This window comes from Aurantibacter crassamenti (assembly GCF_016811105.1).
In the GTDB taxonomy this organism is placed as follows: domain Bacteria; phylum Bacteroidota; class Bacteroidia; order Flavobacteriales; family Flavobacteriaceae; genus Aurantibacter_A; species Aurantibacter_A crassamenti.
This window is the reverse complement of the sequence record NZ_JAFBGM010000001.1, coordinates 2,439,845-2,460,392: the sequence shown is the minus strand read 5'-3', so window position 1 is coordinate 2,460,392 and position 20,548 is coordinate 2,439,845. Positions and strand designations below refer to the sequence as shown.

Here is a 20,548-nt window from a genome sequence, read left to right as displayed (position 1 = left end):
TTTATAATCTAATATCTTAACTTAATAAAATGCTACTACAATTAAACAACATTTTCAAATGGGTACAACAAGGTGGACAACGTGTTTTCCTTTTAAAGGATATTAACCTTCAAGTTGAAGAAGGTGAATTTATTTCTATTATGGGACCTTCTGGTTCAGGAAAATCTACTTTGCTCAATGTTATCGGAATGCTCGATGGTTTTGATGAAGGTGAATATAATTTTTTCGATGAACCCGTACATCAACTCAAAGAGAAGCATCGCGCCAACTTATATAAGCAATATATCGGTTTCGTATTTCAAGCCTATCATTTAATAGATGAACTAACTGTTTATGAAAACTTAGAGATGCCCCTATTATACAAAAAACTTAAAGGTTCAGAACGAAAAGCTATGGTAGCTGATATGCTAGACCGTTTTAATATTGTTGGTAAGAAAGATTTGTTTCCAAGTCAATTAAGTGGTGGCCAGCAGCAACTAGTTGGTGTGGCCCGTGCGTTAATATCTAAACCCAAACTTATTTTGGCTGACGAACCAACCGGCAATTTAAATTCGCAACAAGGCATAGAAATTATGGAACTCTTTAAAGAATTAAACGAGGAAGGTGTTACCATAATTCAAGTTACACATTCTGAAAAAAATGCCCAATATGGTAAACGTATTATCAATTTACTAGATGGTCGTAAAATTTAAAAGCGATTTATACCTGGTATGCGCAGTTTCTTTTGGTATTTCGTAAGATTACCTAATAGAAAATCATTAATACAGATAACTGCCAGTTTTTCTATATTCTCGAAATCATTTATCTCATTTCGTTAATATCAATAGTATTCGTTTGAAAGGTGATTTCTTACCTATCTATAAACTAGGTATTGAATAGTTGCCCTTTGTATACAACAGAATGCATCGTATTTTCTATTTATAGCAATCTTATTTAACAAATAATGAAATTGTTAAGCTTCAAGTACAATAATTATTTTGTGCATGAGGCTATGGAATGGATTATTTCAATACAACCAAACCATAAAAAATTAAGAAATTAATATCTACATCGCATTCCCTATTTTTTTAACAATAATATTTTAATTTTCTTTTACTTTTTTTTAACAGCATTTTTTTATGTCTAAAAGTACTTTGAACCCCGTGTACGTTAACGATACGCAACGTGTACGTTAACGAACACCCTATAAGTATTCTTGACAAACAATAATTTTTTGCTGCAATTATAGCTCATTATCTAAAAATTATGTTAATTTTATCTGATTGATGCATTTCTAAACTGCATATTTTATCAAATTATTAACGAAAAAAAACGAAATGAAGAGCACAAACAAAAGCCCATGAACACTTTTAAATTAAGTAAGATATTACATCACTTTATTTTATTACATTTTAAATTGATTTCGTCTTCAACTAATGAAACCAATATTTAACTCAAAAATTAATTCACTTAACAACTATTTAATATGAAAAAATTATTTCTAAAAAGACAATTGCCTAAGGCAAGAAGTTTTTTACTACTGTTCGTATGTTGTGCAGTAGGCATGACTTCTGTCCATGCCGATATTGGAATAAATGAATACATTACTTCTATCGAAGAATTACAGACAACAATAACAGGTACTGTTACCGATGAAAACAATTCTCCACTACCAGGTGCCAGTGTTGTAGTTAGAGGTACAACTACTGGAGCTGTAACTGATTTTGATGGAAATTATTCGATTAGTGCTAGCTCTGATGCGGTTTTACTCGTTAGTTATGTTGGTTATCAAACTGCTCAAGTTGCTGTCAATGGAAAATCAATTGTTAATGTTGGTTTAGAGGTTGATGCAAGCCAACTAGACGAGGTAGTAGTTGTAGGTTATGGTACTCAGAAGAAAGGGTCTGTAACAGGCTCTATCGCAACAATTGGTGCCGATGCCATTGAAAAAATTGCTACTTCAAGTAGTATTGATGCAATTAAAGGGCAAGTAGCTGGTGTTGATATTCAGGCTAATGGTGGAAGACCTGGTGAAAACTCTACAGTTCGTATTCGTGGTCGTCGTTCGATTTCAGCATCAAATGATCCTCTTTACGTAATTGACGGAATTCCACAAATAAGTGGTACGTCAGCAGTTGCTGATATCAACCCGCAAGATATTGAATCAATGAACGTACTAAAAGATGCTGCTGCCACAGCCATCTATGGTTCAAGAGGTTCGAATGGTGTAATTTTAATTACAACCAAAAGAGGTCGTGTAGGCGACACCAAAGTCACTTATAGTTCGCACTATGGTGTTACTTCGGCAACTCGATTAGTAGATATGATGAATGGTGAAGAATTTGCTGCATTAAAACGTGAATCTAGAAGAAGAGGTGCAAACGAAGGCGATCCTGCGTGGAGTGGCACAATTCCTGCAGATGATCAAGTTTTTGAAGACCCAATTGAATTAGAATCTTTAGCATTAGGTCGTAGTACTGATTATTTAGATTTAGTATTGAATAATGGTTGGCAAACCAACCACCAAGTAAGTGTTAGCGGGGGATCTGAGAAAACTAATTTCAATAGTTCTGTTGGTTATTTTAATGAACAAGGTATCATTAGCAATATGGACTTTGAACGTTTTACCGGAAGATTAAACTTGGATCATAAAATTAGTGATGTATTTAAAATAGGAATGTCTTTTACTATTTCACATTCTATTCAAAATTATGGATCAAATGCAGTAATGGGCGAATCTTTGTCAAACAACCCATTAGGAACGACACATGATGCTGAAGGTAATCTTAAATTGTTACCTACTAATGATGGTATTCGAACCAACCCTTTAAGCGAATTAGTAGATGGTGCTTTTGCTGATGAACGAAAAGTGACCCGTATATTCGCCCCTGTTTACTTAAATATAAATATTGCGAAAGGTTTAAAATGGACAACCAATTTTGGACCTGACATTCGCTACTATAGAAGAGGTGAGTTCAGAGGTAGTAAAACAAATGACAATCGTGGTGGACCAGGTGATGCAGAAATAGAAAATATTCAAAACTTTGGATATACTTTAGAGAATATTTTGAATTATAACACTTCCATAAATGACAAACATAATTTTGGAATGACCTTACTTCAAAGTATTCAAAGTTCAAGAGAAGAACGTTCGAAGTCAGAAGTTTCTAATCTTCCGTATGAATCGCAACAATTTTACAACTTAGGTACTGCTTCAGTAAAAGGTCCAATTACTTCTAGATTAGAAGAATCAACCCTTGCATCATTCATGGGTAGATTGAATTATGATTTTGATGGTAAGTATTTATTTCAAGCTTCATTAAGAGCTGATGGATCTTCAAGATTGGCAAAAGGATCTCAATGGGATTATTTTCCAGGAGTTTCAGCTGGTTGGAGAATTTCTAAAGAAGACTTCTTGGTTGATTCAAATTTCATATCTGACTTAAAACTAAGAGTTTCTTATGGTGAAGTTGGTAACCAAGCTATAGACCCTTACAAAACTCAAGGTGCACTTGGTGGTTCAGATTATGCATTTGGTGAAAGTCCTGCTTTAGGATTTTACTTGCAAGATATACCAAATGATGCTTTGAAATGGGAAGTTTCAAAAACAATTGATGTTGGTTTTGATTACGGTTTCTTAAATAACAGGGTATCCGGTTCCTTTGACTATTTCTCAACTAAAACTAGTGACCTTCTTTTAAGTGCAGGTATACCATCAACATCAGGCTATGAAAGTGCTTTATTAAATGTGGGTAACACTGCAACTAAAGGTGTTGAATTTGGCATCAACGGTGACATTGTAAGCACTGATAACTTTAATTGGAATGTTGGTTTTAACATTGCAAGCTATAAAGAGGAAATTGTGGCACTAAATAAGTTGGATGAAAATGGCAACCCTGCCGATGATATTGGTAACCGATGGTTTATTGGTCAACCATTAAACGTTTTCTATGATTATGAGAAAATTGGAATCTATCAGACTAGTGAAGCAGCTTTAGCAGCTAGTGCTGAAGATAAGGTGCCAGGTGAAATAAAATTAAAAGATCAAGATGGTGGTGGTGTAATTACTGATGAAGACAGAGTTATTTTAGGATCAGATATTCCTGATTACTACGGGGGTATTACTAATACTTTCAATTATAAAGGATGGGATTTAAGTTTCTTCTTCTATTTCCGTCAAGGTCAAATGATCAGGTCGCGTTTTCATGATAGTAATAATGGTTTATTTGGACGATATAATAACCTAGATGTAGATTTTTGGACACCTGATAATCCAACAAATGCCAATCCAAGACCAAATGAGAATCAAGAAAGTCCAAGAAACGCATCTACTTTATCGTATTTTGATGGTAGCTATGTAAAACTTAGAAACTTACAATTAGGTTATAATTTTCCGAGTAAGTTAACAGAGAAATTGAATATTTCTAATTTAAGATTGTATGTTGCTGGTCAAAACCTATGGTTTTTATCTGATTATGAAACCTTCGATCCAGAAGTTTCTGAAGATGATGATGATGGTGGTAATGGTGTTTCTAGTAGTACCGTTCCAAGTAACAAAATGTTCTCCGTAGGGCTGAACGTGACTTTTTAAAAATTGTATTGTTAAACAAGATAAATTAAATATTATGAATATAAAAAAATATACATTCTTGCTGTTAGCACTGCTATTTATAACGCAGTCGTGTGAGAAGTTTTTAGAAGAAGAACTTATTTCTGATGTAGCGGCAGGAAACCATTATTCGACCTCAGAAGGGTTAGATGATGCCGTTGATGCAACTTACGCATGGTTAAAAGGTTTCTATGGTCCCGAAAGAGGATTCACCATGACAACTTTTGGTACCGATATTTTCACCAACGGAGCAGATGGAAGCCATAAAAGAGTAAATTTATATGATGGTTCCTTTAATGCATCACATAGTTACGTGAATGAGTGCTGGAGAGATTGGTATAGAGGTATTAACCAAGCAAATGGAGTTATCAATAGAGCTCCAGATGTAGAAATGGATGAAGCATTAAAAACACTTCGCATTGCTGAAGTACGTTGGTTGCGCGCATTTTATTATTTTGATTTGGTTAGAACTTATGGTGACGTGCATTTAACATTAGAAGAAACCGTTGGAGTTGAGACGGAAGCTAATAAAACAGCAGCAGCAGAGGTTTATTCTCAAGCAATTATACCGGATTTAGAATTTGCAATTGCCAACCTTCCAAATGTAGCGGAAGAATATGGTAGGGCTACAAAAGCAGCTGCCGAAATGCTATTAGGAAAAGTGTTACTAAGACGCAGTTATACATCATATGCAGGTGCAGATGATGCTTCAAGAGCTGAAACATTATTTGGAAATGTAATTAATAATTACGGATTTGAGTTATTACCTGATTACGGTGACTTATGGGACATCAACAATCAAGAAAACTCAGAAATCATTTGGAATTTGACAATTTCAAAAGCAGCAGTTGATGATGGTACAGATGATGAAGGTCATAGAGGACATTTATATTTCTTGATGGAATATGATGTTCGTAGAGGTATGTCTAGAGATATTGCAAATGGTAGACCTTGGAAACGATTTCGACCAACACCATTCTTTTTAGGACTTATAGACAGAACTATCGATACCCGATATGATAAAGGCTTTAAGCACGTATTCTATGCAAATAAAGAAGTCAGTGATGAAAGAGGAAATCTAGCTGTAGGCGATACGGCGTTATATATTCCTGGACCAGGAAAGGATATCGAATGGCCGCAAGCGCGAAAAGATGCAGCGCCATACGTGGTATATACTGCTGATGAAGACTATTCAGAGCGTGTATTTCCTTCTATGAACAAGTGGATTGATGATACTAGACCTGATCGTCAAAAAACACAAGGGCAAAGAGATGTTGTTCTTATGAGATTGGCAGATGCTTATTTGTTAAGAGCAGAGGCAAAACTTAAGCAGAGTAATCCAGGTGGTGCTGCGGATGATATAAATGTGGTGCGCGCAAGAGCTGCTGTTCCAGGTCAAGAAGCTGCTATGCAGATTACGGGAGCCGATGTTACATTAGACTTTTTACTAGATGAACGCGCTAGAGAAATGTACGGTGAACATGCACGATGGTGGGATCTTACAAGAACTGGAAAATTAGTAGAGCGAGTTAAATTACACAACATACAAGCTGCAGGAAACATACAAGAATATCATAATGTTCGTCCAATTGGACAAAACCAAATTGATAGAACTGTAGGTGGCTATCAGCAAAACCCAGGTTACCCTCAATAATAAAGTATTTGTTTGAGTTAGTTTTTTTGACCCTCTCATTTTTTTAAATGAGAGGGTTTTTAATTATAGTAGTTTTAAGAATAGAAATAAATTTTAGAAGCAAAAGAAACCAATTAACAAATAATGAATATTTGTCTTTTATATAAATACAATTAAGTTAGGGTAAAAAAATAGGGACTATTTGTCTTTGTAATAGCGGATTGTAGAAAAATAAAGCTATTTCTTAGGCCTATTTAGAAGAAGGTACGTTCTCTTTGACTACTATTTCTACTGGAATATCTAAATTTAAGGCAGCAGCATCTCCTTTTGTTAAAAAATCAAACAAGCCTTTTATAGCGGCGTAACCCTGATTTCTTGGTTGTTGATGTATTAAAAAATTTATCTTGTCTTTTTTTAAATACTTTAAATTGGATTTGTTTACATCGAAACCAACAATTGAGGTATTAGTTACATTATAGGTTTCAAAAATCTCAGGTAGTAAATGCGATTTAGAATTCGTAACAAAAATTCCTTTAGGACCTTCAGAATCAAACCAAATTTTCATTTCTTCAGTGACTTCAAACTCATTAACCATAGAATAATTAATAGTTTTTATCGGTACTTGTATCCCCTTTTTATCAAAATATGCTCTAAAACCAGATTCTCTTTGTTTATTATTCGCATGAATACCGCGATCATTTAGCATATTAACAACAAAGTATTGTCCAGTTTCACCAACCAATCCATGTAGCAGTCTACCTGCCACCATTCCCGCTTTAATCGAATCTTGTCGAATGAAATTTGCAGGACTATCTAAATCCATTTCAGTATCAATAAATACTAATGGAACTTTCTTAGCATTTGCTTTTTGAAGTAAAACATTGCTCTCCTCTTTAAAAAATGCAACTGTCACTAATGCATCATAATCATCGAGCACAATTTTATCAGCCTGGTTTCTAAAAGATGTTGAGTCAAAAAATAAAAATTCGTCAACAACTACACCAAGCTCATTTAACTCATTTACAGCTTTTGTAATTCCCTTTTTTGGTAGCTTCCAATAGTTCCAATTATGCTTAGCCTCAGGAAATAGTACTGCAATTTTTATTTTTTTTAATGAGGCAAGTTTTAACCGGCTGGCCGTAGTATTTCTAACATAGCCAGTTTCTTTGATAATCTCAAGTACTCTTCTTTCTGTTTCTTTTGATACACCTGTTCTATTATGTAATACACGATCAACGGTGCCAATAGACACATTTGCCAACTTGGCTATTCTTTTGATACTCATAACAGAATCTTATAAAGTTAAAATTCAAACCGAAAGATTAGTTCACCTGAAAGTCAGGTGAACTAATATCTTACTCTTATTAATCTAATGTTTCAACGGAGATATTTTTAAACTGAATACTCATATCTCTATTCGGATGCAACTGTATACCGATTGGGCCTTCAAGATTAGCATCTTTTAGGGTATAAGTCATCACCTTAACTCCGTTAAGCCACGCAGTGTAGGTGTTACCTTCAGCTGTTGCTTTCATCGTATTCCAATCATCCATTTTCAATAATTCCTTTATCCCCTCTGCTTCTACCGGGTAACTTAATTTAGGAACATATGGTGAACCTGTCATGTCTCTTTTTAAAGATCCTGATTCTCCTATTTGAATTTGTGCATTCTTTTCATCATCACCTCGCATAAAAATACCTGAATCAACTGTACCCTCTCCAAATTTAAAATCTAGTTGAACACTAAAATTTTTATATGAATTCTTAGTCCATAATATTGACCCCGTTTTTTCTGGGTCACTTTTAGCCCAAAGGTTTGAATCTTCTATCAACCAAAACACATTATTATCTGGCACTACCCACTGACTTAGATCAGTACCATCAAAAAGAATTTCTTTCTTAGAATCTGTATTTTGTCCAAAACAATTCGTTGTCAAAATCAAGGCTAAGACAACCAAAAAAATAGGTTTCATATTCATGTTCTTATTATTTTAGTTATTAAAATCATCAAATGATTCATTGATTCGCTCACTAGAAAGTTCAGAACCATTATGCACTATTATGCGATACGAAAAAGTAGTTGATTCACCTTTAGCTAATTTAAAATTCAAAACCTCTTTTCCTTCAGAAAAAACTTCTTGACCTAAAGTATTTGCAGCAAAAAGACCGTAATCACGTGCATGCCAATATGTAGGGTAACCAACGTTCTTTTTATTATCTAAAATTGTAATTGACACAGGGTCACCATCAATGTTACTTTCAAGTTTTACCCATTTGTTACGAGTACCCCAAACATCATTTCCGGTTTGACCTTCACTAGCAAAGTAATTACCATTTACACCTTCATTATTTAGTGCTTTTACTTCTGTGACATTTCCTTCAGCATCTGTATATGCCGCAGGTTTATCTGTTGGTAATTCAAGTTCACGCGCCACTCGAATCGCAATCATACCTTCTTTATTATCTTTAAAAGACACATCTTCAAGTGCTTTCAAAGTAGAAGAACGATCTATGATTCTTGTATCTCCATCTTCAGAAAAATGGAATTCCGTAATCTCTTCTAATAGATCAACATCCTTTGGTGAACGCCATACAGCTCTAATTTTCAAACTCCCAGTTGCATCATCACTTCCTATTATTTCTTGATGAATAATGCTACCATATTTATGCTTGTCTTCATCAGGGATTGCATACGAATTATTCCAAAAATCTAAACCATTTACATCACCATAATTAAACCACAAACCAGCATGATGTGGGTGATCAACTCGTTCATTTGGTCTGGGCGCATAAGGAAAACCTCTCGTAATTGTTTTACCACTTTTTGTAATAACAGGATACAAAATAGGTTTTGGTGTCTGCCCATCATAAACGTAGCTTGTAAATAATTCTCCGTCGATTTTTACATCCACTTTTTTATTGGCCTCGTCTGTACTAAAACTCACCTTTGATGATTCTTGCATAACTTCTTTTGCTTCAGTTTCTTCTGAGGTACTGTTTTTTTTCTCTTTACAAGAAACTAATACCAATAAAACAACTGTACAGTTTAATAGGATACTCTTTGAAAATTTCAACATAGTTATAATTTAATATTTAAACACTTTACCACCTGCTAATACATTTTGAGTTGCTTCATCAAACGTAGCTTTTAAACCTGTTCTCAATGCGGCCGTTGTCATTATATTTGCAATAGAATGATTGTAACCCGCTTCAATTGGCCCGTTTGTTGTTTTTCTACTACGCACACATTCCATCCAATTCAGCATATGAAGTGAGGTCATATTATCAGCACCCGTATTTGCAGATGTTACAACTTTAGGCGCATTTTCAGAAAGATTAAATCCTTTTAATCGGTTTGGTTGCATATCCATAGCCTTGGCATACTTTTCTGTTAACCCACCATTATCACTTACTTTATTGGTATCTAAATTTAATTCACCTGCATTTGAATAATATATTTCTTTTGTACCACCAGCAGAATTTGTGAAACGAGAAGAATAGGTTACTTGAAAACCTGAACTTAAATCATCAGAAGGACCATAATCAAAAACGGCTGACATGGTATCAAAATTCTTTCTTCCATCTTTCCATAAGTAAATACCACCGTTGGCAGCAACACTTCTTGGGTGATTATACCCTGAGAACCAGTGAACCGTATCTATTTGATGTGACATCCATTGTCCTGGTATACCTGAAGAATACGGCCAAAATAATCGATATTCTAAATACTTTCTGGGATCCCAAGCGGCCTCAGGTCTGTTCATTTGATAGCGTTTCCAATCAACATCAGATTCTTTAATCTCTTTCGTCAATTTTGGCAAACGCCATCTACCTGGTTGATTCACATTCCAGGTCATTTCAACCATAACGATATCACCAAACTTACCAGATTTTATATAATCATTTGCAGTGTGATAGTTTGCACCACTTCTTCTTTGTGATCCAATTTGAAAAACTATACCTGAATCTTTTACAGCTTTCATACCTACTCGGGCATCGTCCATAGTTTCTGCAAAAGGCTTTTCACAATACACATCTTTTTTTGCAGTAGCAGCTTGAACTGTATGTAAGGCATGTTGAAAATCTGCTGTGGAAATAAGAACAGCGTCAATCTTGTTCTTATCATACATTTCTTCATTATTCTTCCACTGGGCAATTTTATCACCTGTCAATTCTTTAATAAAAGCTGCGCCTTCATCACGTCTTCTATTCCAAATATCAGATACACCTACAATCTCGAAGTTTTGTGCCTTACTATGTCCATTAAATGCAGGTAGTAATGCGCCTTTAGCTCTATTTGAAAAACCAGCTATACCCACTCTAACACGGTCATTTGCGCCAATTATTTTATTATAACTCTTGGCGGTCATAGCATTGGTTCCTAAAATAATTCCACTTGATGCAAGTGTACTTTTCTTAATAAAATTTCGCCTTGCCTTATCCATTCTTATATTTATTTATTAGTACTCTCTAATCTTTATATTTTTAAACGAAACCTCATCACCATGATCTTGTAACAAAATCAAACCTTCAGGTATACGTCCGAAATTTTCCCATTTTTCGTACTTACTTCTTTCTACAAGGGCTTTGAACATTTGACTGAAACGATCAAACTCAACAACTTTAACTTGGTTTAACCAATGCTCAACATGGCCACCTTTCACAACAATTCTTGCATTGTTCCACTTCCCAATTCCTTTAAAGTTTTTACCTCTTGAACTATCACTATTTTCTGCACGAATTAAATCATATAAAGAGCCAACTGTTCTGTTTCCGTTTTTTCCTTGTTTCGCGTCTGGGTGAACTTTATCATCTAACACTTGAAATTCCATACCAATTGCAGACCCTTCACCTTTATTTAATTCAGAATCTACAAAATACTTAATACCACTATTAGCACCTTTGGTCATTTTAAAATCAACACTTAATTCAAAATCACTAAAAGAATCTGTAGTAACAATATCACCACCATTTCTAGATTCAGCACCGCCAGAAGAAAGAACAGTAAGTATACCATCATTCATCTCCCAACCTTTTTCTGGAAACTTATCAAGCTTTGCTCCTCTCCATCCATTAGTAGTTTTACCATCCCAAAGAAAACGCCAGCCGGTACGTACTTCATTTTCTGTAAGTTTATTTGATAAATAACTAAATTCAGGAACATCAGAATCAACCGCGTTTCTTGAATTCTCTAAATCAGTTGTTTTGATTTTAATGTTTTTCCACTTAACAATTTTTCCTTCTAGTTCTTTATGATCACCAATTCCATGAACTTGAAATGCAATAATACCTTCAGCAGTTGTATCATCAACCAAATTAGCACATTGAACATTATTTACCCAAGTGCGAATAGTATTACCAATTGCCTCAATACGGTAATGATTCCATTGACCTGGAACAAAAGCTTGCTGACCTTTTTTATTACGTGACAACGGATAAAGCCATCCATTTCTAGCTTCGTCATAAATTCCACCAGCCCATTTTCTTGAACTAGTTTCAATTTCACATTGATAACCGTGTACTCGCCCATCCATAATATCAGGAGAACTAATACTTCTAAATTGAACACCAGAATTCAAACCGTTTTCTACAAAAACATCAAACTCTAAAATAAAATCTGAATATTTCTTTTTGGTAGCCATGAAACTATTTGGCGTACCCATTTTTGATGTGCCTATTAGTTCCTTGTTTTTTATTTCATATGGAGCAGTTCCATTCAATTGCTCAAAATTCTTCAAGTCTTTTCCATTGAATAACATTTCCCAATTGTCTTGAGCAGAACATGAAAATCCGATTAGTAGTGCAAAAACCAAATTCAAAGTTGCATTTTTAATCATAAGTACTTCTTTTTAAGTTAGTTAGTTGTATTTTTTCGTTTCTTAAGTAGAAAAAAGGTTGTTAAAAATATTTTACGTTAACGTTAACGAATGTAAAAAATATTTTTAACTTGTACCCAATTATTCTGGTTAAATTAATAACGAAGTAAGTTAATTCAATTACCGTCACTATTATAATAAATGGAGAAAGCGATATTTTTTTTAGTTATCGCAGTTGGACTCATTTAAATAGCAAGGCAATCATGACTTTTTCATAAAAAAACAATCAATTTGATACACGCTAATTTTTTATTAGAGAATAAATATTCAGAAGAGCTTTACCATAATTTTGCAAAAAAAATGCCAATAATTGATTATCACAATCATTTACCTCCTGAACAATTGGCGACAAACCATGGTTTTGACAATATAACACAAGCATGGATAAATGGTGACCATTACAAATGGCGCGCCATGCGAACCTTAGGCATAAACGAAAAGTATATTACCGGAAATGCTACTGACGCTGAAAAATTTGAAAAGTGGGCCTATGCTGTACCCTACACAATGAGGAATCCCCTATTCCACTGGACACACTTAGAACTCTCTGCATACTTTGGTATAGATGAGTTATTATCTCCTAAAAGTTCAAATAGAATTTTTGAAGAAACTCAAGCAAAATTACAAACGCAAGAATACAGTTCGCGAGGTCTAATTTCTAAAATGAATGTTGAATTTCTTTGTACAACCGAAGATCCTACGGACAACTTAGAACACCATAAAAGTCTTGCTAAGAGTGATTTTACCACCAAAGTGAGCACTGCATTTAGACCTGATAAATCGATATTAATTCAAAACGAAGGCTATAATGATTATATAAATAGTCTAAGCGTTGCTGCTGATAGTACTATTTCAACTTTTAATGAATTATGTGAAGCACTTAAAAACCGTATTGCATATTTTCATGAAAATGGATGTAGATTATGTGATCACGGATTGAATCAATTATATAAGATTGATTATACTGAATCTGAGGTTGCTGCCATCTTTAGCAAAAAAAGAGAAGGAAAAGTAATAGGTTTTCAAGATGCGCAAAAGTTTCAGATGGCACTACTACAGTTTCTTTCTGAAACGTATCATGAATTCGGATGGGTACAACAGTTTCACTTAGGTGCATTACGTAATAACAACAGTCGAATGCATCAAATTCTAGGTCCGGATACAGGCTGGGATTCCATTGGAGACTTCAAACAAGCCGAGGGTCTATCGTCATTTCTTAATGGCCTTGATGCTACTGACCAATTAACTAAAACTATTATCTACAATCTTAACCCTGCCGATAATGAAATTATGGCCACTATGATTGGCAACTATAATGATGGTAGTGTTAAAGGTAAGGTGCAATGGGGTTCAGGTTGGTGGTTCTTAGACCAAAAGAATGGAATGATTGACCAATTAGATGCACTTTCAAACATGGGCATACTAAGTACTTTTGTTGGTATGCTTACAGATTCAAGAAGCTTTCTTTCTTTTCCACGTCATGAATATTTTAGAAGAATACTCTGCAACCTTTTCGGTAAGGAAATTCAAAGTGGAGAATTACCTAACGATATGGAATGGATTGGTAAAATGGTTGAAGATATCTGTTACAACAACGCTAAAGAATATTTCAAGTTTTAATACGCACATCAACTCAATTAATCAACTGATATACCTGTTTTTTCCTTTTTTGTTTTACAAATCTAATCTGTAACTCTTAAAAGGCATTAAACAGGTATATTTCTATTATTTCTGATGTTAATCGTAAAACTTTAAACAAGTTCTTAATCTATAAATCAAAAAGGATATTATATTTGCCCTCTCTATCAAAATAGGCGCACGTGGCGGAATTGGTAGACGCGCCAGCTTGAGGGGCTGGTGGCCACTAGGCCGTGGAAGTTCGAGTCTTCTCGTGCGCACAAAAAGCCATTCGTACTGTACGGATGGCTTTCTTTATTCATATTAATTACTTGAAAAATCACAGAGAATACGGTGCTTTCACACATAAAAAAAACACTTGTAGGTGGCTTCCTTTTATCTAAACATCTATTTCCTTTAAAATAATGTGGACAGTAAAATTAATTCTTAAATAATAATTACACTTGAATCTATTGCTCCGTTAAAAGTCTATTAATTAACTCAAAAACTTTATTATTATCCCAATCTGCTATTGCTGTTTGATGTATAACAATATTTCCTTTTTTATCAAGAAGATAAGTTCCTGAAGGTTTCAATAATTTAATAGGACTTGGCTCGTCAATTATCTGGTATGTAATCGGAAAGGTATATCCCTTTTTAGCCATAAATTCATTTGGCAACGATTGTTCTTCATCCGTAATGATATAAAAATCAACTTGACCTTTGTATCGATCATAAAGTTTTTGAATATCATCTAACTGTGCCCTTGATGGCAAATGCCAGGTAGTCCAAAAATTAATAAATACTACTTTACCTTCTGATTTTTTAAAATTAAAAAAATCCCAATTCGCATCTTTTAACTTCCAATTGTAATTATCAATTTTACCTTGCTTATTAACACTGATTATTGTTGGTGAAGTGGCAAACCATTTGTTCAACAGTTCTTTACTGAAATCACCCAAGGGTGTTACAAAAAATGACAATACTAGGCCTATCAATAGAACATTAAGTACCGTCTTTTTCTTTATCATTAGATGTGGAGGATTTACTCAAAACTAAAAAACTCCTGACTAATATCAGGAGTTTTATTTTTTATCTACCGTAATTATGCTGCGCTTTCACGTTTAATAACGTTTAGTGCAGAACCTTCTCTGTACCAACCTATTTGCGCCGCATTATATGTATGATTTACAAGAATAGTGTCAGAACTACCATCGGCATGCGCAACTTCTATAGTTAACGGTTTACCAGGGGCGAAATCAGCGATGTCAACAAAATTGAAAGTATCGTCTTCTTGTATTAAATCATAATCACTTTCAGTAGCAAAGGTTAAACCTAACATACCTTGCTTTTTCAAGTTTGTTTCATGAATACGAGCAAAAGATTTAACTATTACTGCCGCTACACCCAAATGACGAGGCTCCATAGCTGCGTGTTCACGCGATGAACCTTCACCATAGTTATGGTCACCAACAACTACTGTTTTTATACCAGATGCTTTATATGCACGCTGCGTATCTGGCACACCACCATATTCACCGTCAATTTGATTTTTCACCAAATTAGTTTGCTTATTGAATGCATTAACAGCGCCAATCAAACAGTTATTTGAAATGTTATCTAAGTGACCTCTATAACGTAACCATGGTCCGGCCATAGAAATATGATCCGTAGTACATTTTCCGAAAGCTTTGATAAGCAATTTAGCTCCTTTTAATTCTTCATCTCTGATAGGCACAAAGGGCTCTAATAATTGCAAACGTTCTGAACTATCAGCTACAACTACTTCAACACCTGAACCATCTTCATCTGGTGCTAAGAAACCTGCGTCTTCAACTTCAAAACCTTTTGGTGGTAACTCCCACCCTGTAGGCTCATCAAATTTAACCTCTTGACCGTTTTCATTAATTAAGGTATCAGTAACTGGGTTAAAATCTAATCGACCTGCAATTGCAATAGCTGCTGTCAATTCAGGTGAGGCAACAAAAGCATGCGTATTTGGGTTACCATCAGCTCTTTTAGCAAAGTTTCTGTTGAAAGAATGTACAATACTATTCTTTGGCGCGTTCTTTGGATCACTATATCTTGCCCATTGCCCAATACATGGACCACAAGCATTAGTGAATATTTTCGCATCTAATTTTTCGAAAACCTCTATAATACCATCACGAGCTGCCGTGAAACGTACTTGCTCTGAACCTGGGTTAATACCCAATTCAGCTTTCATTTTTAGTCCTTTATCTAAAGCTTGTTGCGCTATTGAAGAAGCACGAGACAAATCTTCATAAGAAGAGTTGGTACAAGACCCTATTAAACCCCACTCTACTTGCAATGGCCACTCATTTTTAGTGGCTTTTGCTGTCATATCAGATCCAGCAGCAGTAGACAAATCTGGCGTAAACGGACCATTTAATAACGGAGTTAATTTAGAAAGGTCAATATCAATAACCTGATCAAAGTAATTTTCTGGATTAGCATATACTTCATCATCTGCAGTTAAATATTCTTTAACAACATTTGCTGCATCAGCTACATCAGAACGGTCAGTGGCACGTAAATAACGCTCCATAGACTCATCATAACCGAAGGTTGAAGTTGTAGCTCCTATTTCAGCACCCATGTTACAAATGGTACCTTTTCCGGTACATGAAAGTGATTTAGCACCAGAACCAAAATATTCTACAATTGCCCCTGTACCTCCTTTGGCAGTAAGTATTTCAGCAACTTTTAATATTACATCTTTAGGAGCCGTCCATCCTGAAATAGTTCCAGTCAAACGAACACCAATTAATTTCGGGAATTTTAATTCCCAAGCCATACCTGCCATTACATCAACAGCATCAGCACCACCAACACCAATAGCAACCATACCTAATCCACCAGCATTTACTGTATGTGAATCAGTACCAATCATCATTCCTCCAGGAAAAGCATAATTTTCCAATACAACTTGGTGAATAATACCGGCACCTGGTTTCCAAAAACCTATTCCATATTTATTAGAAACAGATTCTAAAAAATCAAAAACCTCAGCACTTGTGCTATTTGCCATCTTTAAATCTGCAGCTGCACCACTTTTTGCTTGTATCAAGTGATCACAATGTACAGTTGTTGGCACAGCAACTTTTTTCTTTCCTGCCTGCATAAATTGCAATAAAGCCATTTGAGCAGTAGCATCTTGACATGCAATTCGATCTGGCGCAAAATCAACGTAGTCTTTTCCTCTTGAAAAGGCCGTTGTGGGGTTACCATCCCATAAATGAGAATATAAAATCTTTTCTGAAAGGGTTAACGGTTTGCCTACGATTTCGCGAGCTTTATCAACGCGCTCCGCCATACTAGCATATACCCCTTTAATCATGTCGATATCGAATGCCATTATCTTGTTGTTTTGAATTTGTGTAATTATGTAAAATTAAGAAAATCTACAAGTTTTGAGAAATTTTATCTCTTGTAAATTTTTGTTTATTGTTAACGGAAAAATTAGACTAAAATTCTATGAATATCACTTTTTTACGGTAAAATATTAACAAAAAACTACATTAGCTTAGTGATAATATCTTCTTCCGATATCCCCTCTGCCTCTGCTTTATAGTTTTTAATAATTCTATGTCTGAGAATACCGTGCGCTACTGCCTGTACATCTTCAATATCTGGTGAAAATTTTCCTGAAATCGCAGCATGTGCTTTTGCTCCCATTATTAAACTTTGTGAAGCTCTAGGCCCTGCTCCCCAATCTAGATATTGCTTTACAAAATCTGTAGCATTAGGTTCTTTAGGCCGTGTTGCTGTCACTAAAGTAACCGCATAGTCAATTACATTATCTGGCACTGGTATGCGTCGCACCAATTGCTGTACCTGAATAATCTCTTCTGCATTAAATAAAGCGTTCACATCTTTTGAAATATCTGAAGTTGTATTCTTTACTACTTGTATTTCTTCTGATTTAGAAGGATATTTCAACTCAATAGCAAACATGAAGCGGTCTAATTGTGCCTCAGGAAGCGGATAAGTACCTTCTTGCTCTATCGGGTTCTGTGTTGCTAGTACAAAATATGGTAATTCTAATTGATGTTGTTGACCTGCAATGGTCACCGAACGTTCTTGCATCGCTTCTAATAGCGCAGCTTGCGTTTTTGGAGGGGTTCGGTTAATTTCATCTGCCAATATTATATTAGCGAAAATTGGCCCCTTAATAAACTTGAAATTTCGATTCTGATCTAATACCTCACTACCTAAAATATCACTAGGCATTAAATCTGGTGTAAATTGTATTCGTTTGAAATCTAAACCTAGGGTTTTAGCAATAGTATTAACCATTAAGGTTTTCGCTAAACCCGGAACACCTATCAACAGCGAGTGCCCACCTGTATAGATGGATAATAAAATTTGATCTATAACTGAATCTTGACCAACAATAACTTTTGCAATCTCATTCTTGAGCGCAATATGCCTTTTAACCAAGTTTTGAACCGCAGTTACATCTGACATGCTATTCTGCTTTTAGCCAATTATTCTCAAACTCACATTCTCTACTGGCGCCATTAACACTGATGTAGGTATCTTCAATGTGCTCGTCCATCCATTTTTTAATGGCTTTGTATTGTTTTTCTGTTTTGGCTAACTGCTGAATTTTCATATAATCTTTAGAAAAATCTGCTGTATGTTCATCATAACGATTCGTAATCTGCAATAATTTGTACTTTGAAGCACCACCTCTAGGGTCCTTTTCAAAAATAGGATTAGAAATTTCATTATCCTTTAAGTTCCGTACCTGATTGTACAAAGTAGGATCCATTTTTGTTAATTCAAAACGAGAATCAAAGTTGATTGGGTTTCTCAATAAACCACCATCAAATTTTGTTTCTTTTTCATCTGAGAAATTCTGCGCAGCTTGAGCAAAAGTATATTTCCCTTCCATAATATGTTTTCTTATGGTATCAAGCTCGGTCTTCGCTTTATTTAAAGATTCTTCTGAAATTTCAGGAATCATTATTATATGTCTAACATCTCGCTCTTGCCCCCTAATCTTCTCAACAAATGCTATATGATATCCAAATTGGGTTTCGAATGGTTCTGAAATTTCACCTTCTCTTAAACTAAACACCACATCTTTAAAGTGCTTATCAAATCCTGATTCTTTAGTAATAACTCCAAGAAGTCCACCTTGTGATTTTGAAGGTCCTTGTGAATATAATATTGCTTTTACATTGAAGCTGGCATCGTTATCCTCAATATCTGCTTTTATTGCGTTTAATTTATCAATAGTCCGCTGCTTTTCTTCTTCAGTTGCTTCTGGTTGTTTTGTAATTTGTGAGATTTCCATCTCCGCGCCAAATACAGGTCGTTCATCTTCAGGTATCTTGCTGAAAAACTGACGTACTTCTTCTGGAGTAATTTCTATGCCTTCAACAATACTTTGTTGCATTTTACCAGAAAGCATTTGAAGTTTATTTATTTTTTGAATTTCTAGTCTCAAACTTGCTTCATCATCTTTTCTATAAAACTTAAGCACTTTTTCCATAGAACCTACTTGCTGCACTAAGCCTTGTAATTGACGATCACTGGTAGCAGCTACTTCATCATCTGAAACTAGAAGACTATCTTGTACTGCTTGATGCGCATACAAGCGATCTTCCATTAACTTACCTAAAAGTCCACATTTTGTAATATCTTCAGTAGAAACACCCTGTGTTTTAAGATCTATTAATGCTTTTTCAACATCTGAATCTAAAATTACATAGTCTCCAATTACTGACGATATGCCATCCAATTTTATTCTATCAAATGGTATAGAATCTTTCTCTACCATACTTACATCAAGTGAATCAGTAGCAACCTCTACTATTTCTGTTGATGGTTCTGTTACACTATCATTAGTTTCTTGGCTAGTTACCAACCCCGTTGATAATACTAATACAATTGCTAAAATGAATTTACTCGCTTTTCGCATAGACTTCAAATTCTTTATCTTTAATGGCTTCATCGATGATTTCGGTTTCAAGCTTTCGTGCATATTCTAATTTTCGTCGATTTAAAAGTACCTGTCTTAAAGTGGGTTCAACAAAAGAAAGCGGGGCAATATCATTACTATTGCGCACCTCAATAATCATTGCCAAATATACCCCCTTTGCGTCCTCTAGCTCGACAAATTGTGATTTTTTTAGGTATTTATCCTCATTTTCATGATTCAATGGTGGTATCTCATTTATCACTTTTGAGGCTCCTATCCATAATGAATCATTAAAATTCATCTTCTTAAAATGAACTGCAATTGAATCTAGATACCTTCTGTCATTGTCCGTGAAATTTTTAAGACTACTACTTACTTTCTTTTTATCTGAGAATTCTTTTGGCAATTCTACATACCGCAGTTTAACAACACGTTCTTTAAGCTTGAAATTTTCTTTTTCGTTATCGTAAAAAATACTCAGTTGCTCTTTACTTATTACAGTATCTGTACCCTTCCATACTAAAGCATCTTTGTAAGCCCTAGTATATAAATCTGCCCTGTAATCATTAACCAGAGCATCAAACCCAACAAGCTTTTCTTCTGATAGATTAATTTTTGCTTTATCAAGCAAAAGTTGTTTAGCAGCCCAATTATTAATGAAGTTTGAAACAATTGTGGCACTATCTTGTGCGTTTATATCATCATGTAAAAGTGGACTAACGTCTTCTACATATAAATAATTTTCACCAACACGTGCCAATATACCACCTGCTTCATGATCCTTTAGCCCACAAGCCACTGGAAGCAGCAATAAAAAGCCAAATACAAGTGCTAAAATGGTAATTCTAATATACGTTGCTACAATTTGCATGTGGCAAAAA

General features: G+C 34.8%; 14 protein-coding genes and 1 tRNA gene. 5 read left to right on the top strand and 10 right to left on the bottom strand.

Annotated features, from left to right (window positions below; all coding sequences use genetic code 11):
• The first annotated feature begins 29 nt into the window (after nt 1-29).
• From JQC67_RS10195 to JQC67_RS10185, 3 genes are all read left to right on the top strand, one after another.
• Nucleotides 30-692 (top strand): ABC transporter ATP-binding protein, encoded by a 663-nt coding sequence (locus JQC67_RS10195; RefSeq protein WP_203252705.1) that lies wholly within the window; start codon nt 30-32, stop codon nt 690-692.
• A 773-nt stretch (nt 693-1,465) separates the two neighbouring features.
• Entirely contained in the window at nt 1,466-4,570 is a 3,105-nt protein-coding gene (locus JQC67_RS10190; protein ID WP_203252704.1) for a SusC/RagA family TonB-linked outer membrane protein, read from the top strand.
• Nucleotides 4,571-4,604: 34 nt separating this feature from the next.
• Nucleotides 4,605-6,242 (top strand): RagB/SusD family nutrient uptake outer membrane protein, encoded by a 1,638-nt coding sequence (locus tag JQC67_RS10185; RefSeq protein WP_203252703.1) that lies wholly within the window; start codon nt 4,605-4,607, stop codon nt 6,240-6,242.
• Between the two features lie 229 nt (nt 6,243-6,471).
• On the opposite strand, the gene JQC67_RS10180 is transcribed toward JQC67_RS10185, so the two are convergent.
• From JQC67_RS10180 to JQC67_RS10160, 5 genes are all read right to left on the bottom strand, one after another.
• Nucleotides 6,472-7,506 carry a LacI family DNA-binding transcriptional regulator gene (locus JQC67_RS10180; protein WP_203252702.1) on the bottom strand — a complete coding sequence of 345 codons (1,035 nt, stop codon included), beginning with the start codon at nt 7,504-7,506 and terminating at the stop codon, nt 6,472-6,474.
• A gap of 79 nt (nt 7,507-7,585) precedes the next feature.
• Nucleotides 7,586-8,194 (bottom strand): 3-keto-disaccharide hydrolase, encoded by a 609-nt coding sequence (locus tag JQC67_RS10175; protein ID WP_203252701.1) that lies wholly within the window; start codon nt 8,192-8,194, stop codon nt 7,586-7,588.
• 18 nt (nt 8,195-8,212) lie between these two features.
• On the bottom strand, nt 8,213-9,298 hold the full coding sequence (locus JQC67_RS10170; protein ID WP_203252700.1) for a DUF6807 domain-containing protein: 1,086 nt from the start codon (nt 9,296-9,298) through the stop codon (nt 8,213-8,215).
• 9 nt (nt 9,299-9,307) lie between these two features.
• Nucleotides 9,308-10,666: a Gfo/Idh/MocA family protein gene (locus tag JQC67_RS10165; RefSeq protein ID WP_203252699.1), complete on the bottom strand. Its 1,359-nt coding sequence runs from the start codon at nt 10,664-10,666 to the stop codon at nt 9,308-9,310.
• A 15-nt stretch (nt 10,667-10,681) separates the two neighbouring features.
• On the bottom strand, nt 10,682-12,058 hold the full coding sequence (locus JQC67_RS10160; RefSeq protein ID WP_203252698.1) for a 3-keto-disaccharide hydrolase: 1,377 nt from the start codon (nt 12,056-12,058) through the stop codon (nt 10,682-10,684).
• A gap of 270 nt (nt 12,059-12,328) precedes the next feature.
• Here JQC67_RS10160 and uxaC point away from each other — a divergent pair, with 270 nt between their 5' ends.
• A complete protein-coding gene (gene uxaC / locus JQC67_RS10155; RefSeq protein WP_238934575.1) occupies nt 12,329-13,717 on the top strand; it encodes a glucuronate isomerase in 1,389 nt (462 codons plus the stop codon).
• 194 nt (nt 13,718-13,911) lie between these two features.
• Nucleotides 13,912-13,995, top strand: a tRNA-Leu gene (locus tag JQC67_RS10150).
• Between the two features lie 189 nt (nt 13,996-14,184).
• Here JQC67_RS10150 and JQC67_RS10145 read toward each other — a convergent pair.
• From JQC67_RS10145 to JQC67_RS10125, 5 genes are all read right to left on the bottom strand, one after another.
• The gene (locus JQC67_RS10145; RefSeq protein ID WP_203252697.1) at nt 14,185-14,745 is read right to left on the bottom strand and encodes a TlpA family protein disulfide reductase; all 561 of its coding nucleotides are present in this window, start codon (nt 14,743-14,745) and stop codon (nt 14,185-14,187) included.
• Nucleotides 14,746-14,819: 74 nt separating this feature from the next.
• Nucleotides 14,820-17,093, bottom strand: a complete 2,274-nt coding sequence (locus JQC67_RS10140; protein WP_203252696.1) for an aconitate hydratase — start codon at nt 17,091-17,093, stop codon at nt 14,820-14,822.
• A gap of 158 nt (nt 17,094-17,251) precedes the next feature.
• Nucleotides 17,252-18,205, bottom strand: a complete 954-nt coding sequence (locus JQC67_RS10135) for an AAA family ATPase (protein ID WP_203252695.1) — start codon at nt 18,203-18,205, stop codon at nt 17,252-17,254.
• A 1-nt stretch (nt 18,206) separates the two neighbouring features.
• Nucleotides 18,207-19,667, bottom strand: a complete 1,461-nt coding sequence (locus JQC67_RS10130; protein WP_203252694.1) for a peptidylprolyl isomerase — start codon at nt 19,665-19,667, stop codon at nt 18,207-18,209.
• Nucleotides 19,651-20,538, bottom strand: coding sequence for a peptidyl-prolyl cis-trans isomerase (locus tag JQC67_RS10125; protein WP_203252693.1), 888 nt, complete (start codon nt 20,536-20,538; stop codon nt 19,651-19,653). Before JQC67_RS10125 ends, JQC67_RS10130 begins: the two co-directional genes overlap by 17 nt.
• Between the last annotated feature and the right edge of the window lie 10 nt (nt 20,539-20,548).

Excerpts from the sequence above, each read along its gene's own strand:
- JQC67_RS10145 (WP_203252697.1), bottom strand. The coding sequence starts at position 14,745 with ATGATAAAGAAAAAGACGGTACTTAATGTTCTATTGATAGGCCTAGTA.
- JQC67_RS10135 (WP_203252695.1), bottom strand. The coding sequence starts at position 18,205 with ATGTCAGATGTAACTGCGGTTCAAAACTTGGTTAAAAGGCATATTGCG.
- JQC67_RS10180 (WP_203252702.1), bottom strand. The coding sequence starts at position 7,506 with ATGAGTATCAAAAGAATAGCCAAGTTGGCAAATGTGTCTATTGGCACC.
- JQC67_RS10125 (WP_203252693.1), bottom strand. The coding sequence starts at position 20,538 with ATGCAAATTGTAGCAACGTATATTAGAATTACCATTTTAGCACTTGTA.
- JQC67_RS10170 (WP_203252700.1), bottom strand. The coding sequence starts at position 9,298 with ATGTTGAAATTTTCAAAGAGTATCCTATTAAACTGTACAGTTGTTTTA.
- JQC67_RS10190 (WP_203252704.1), top strand. The coding sequence starts at position 1,466 with ATGAAAAAATTATTTCTAAAAAGACAATTGCCTAAGGCAAGAAGTTTT.
- JQC67_RS10165 (WP_203252699.1), bottom strand. The coding sequence starts at position 10,666 with ATGGATAAGGCAAGGCGAAATTTTATTAAGAAAAGTACACTTGCATCA.
- JQC67_RS10185 (WP_203252703.1), top strand. The coding sequence starts at position 4,605 with ATGAATATAAAAAAATATACATTCTTGCTGTTAGCACTGCTATTTATA.
- JQC67_RS10140 (WP_203252696.1), bottom strand. The coding sequence starts at position 17,093 with ATGGCATTCGATATCGACATGATTAAAGGGGTATATGCTAGTATGGCG.
- JQC67_RS10175 (WP_203252701.1), bottom strand. The coding sequence starts at position 8,194 with ATGAAACCTATTTTTTTGGTTGTCTTAGCCTTGATTTTGACAACGAAT.
- JQC67_RS10195 (WP_203252705.1), top strand. The coding sequence starts at position 30 with ATGCTACTACAATTAAACAACATTTTCAAATGGGTACAACAAGGTGGA.
- JQC67_RS10130 (WP_203252694.1), bottom strand. The coding sequence starts at position 19,667 with ATGCGAAAAGCGAGTAAATTCATTTTAGCAATTGTATTAGTATTATCA.
- JQC67_RS10160 (WP_203252698.1), bottom strand. The coding sequence starts at position 12,058 with ATGATTAAAAATGCAACTTTGAATTTGGTTTTTGCACTACTAATCGGA.